Source organism: Acinetobacter sp. GWC1_38_13, assembly GCF_001767535.1.
GTDB lineage: Bacteria > Pseudomonadota > Gammaproteobacteria > Pseudomonadales > Moraxellaceae > Acinetobacter > Acinetobacter junii.
The window spans coordinates 11,883-12,670 of record NZ_MELG01000047.1; the positions used below are offsets into that span (position 1 = coordinate 11,883).

1 protein-coding gene is annotated in these 788 nt (G+C 41.9%); it reads left to right on the plus strand.

Going from position 1 to position 788, the window contains the following annotated elements:
* On the plus strand, window positions 1-788 hold a 788-nt coding region (locus tag A2003_RS04750; RefSeq protein WP_286686881.1), incomplete at both ends, for a cytochrome ubiquinol oxidase subunit I.

Sequence of the window (788 nt, forward strand, 5' to 3'; positions counted from 1 at the left end):
GGCCCACTGTTAACCTATGAGGTGCTTTCTGCCTTTTTCCTAGAGGCAGGCTTTCTCGGCGTCATGCTATTTGGCTGGGGGCGTGTCAGTGAAAAGGCACACTTTTTTGCTACATTTTTGGTTGCTGTAGGTACATGTATTTCAATGTTTTGGATCTTATCTTCAAATAGTTGGATGCAAACACCTCAAGGTTTCGCAATAGAAAATGGCATTATTGTGCCGACTGATTGGTTTGCCATCGTATTCAATCCTTCCTTCCCTTACCGATTTGCACATATGGCTGTTGCAGCCTTTTTAGTTTCAGCTTTGGTTGTTGCAGCCACTGCTGCTTGGCATCTATTACGTGGGCGTCGGGATGCTTTAGTTAAAAAATCATTTTCTATGGCTATGTGGATGATTCTATTTGCTGCACCTGCACAAGTTTTGATTGGAGATCATCACGGTTTAAATACTTTAAAGCATCAACCAGCGAAATTAGCTGCAATGGAAGGACATTGGGAAACCAATGTAAATGAAGCGATGCCTCTGTATTTATTTGGTATCCCTGATATGCAAGCTGAAACGACCAAATATGCAGTTGAGATTCCTTATCTAGGTAGCCTCATTTTAACTCACAGTCTAGATGGTCAAGTTAAAGGTCTTAAAGAGTTTGCACCAGAAGATCGTCCAAATTCGACTTTGGTATTTTGGAGTTTCCGTATCATGGTGGGTCTCGGCACACTCATGGTTCTACTCGCTTTGATTGGTCTTTTACTTCGCAAGAAGCAACAGTTATTCGAGAAAAAGTG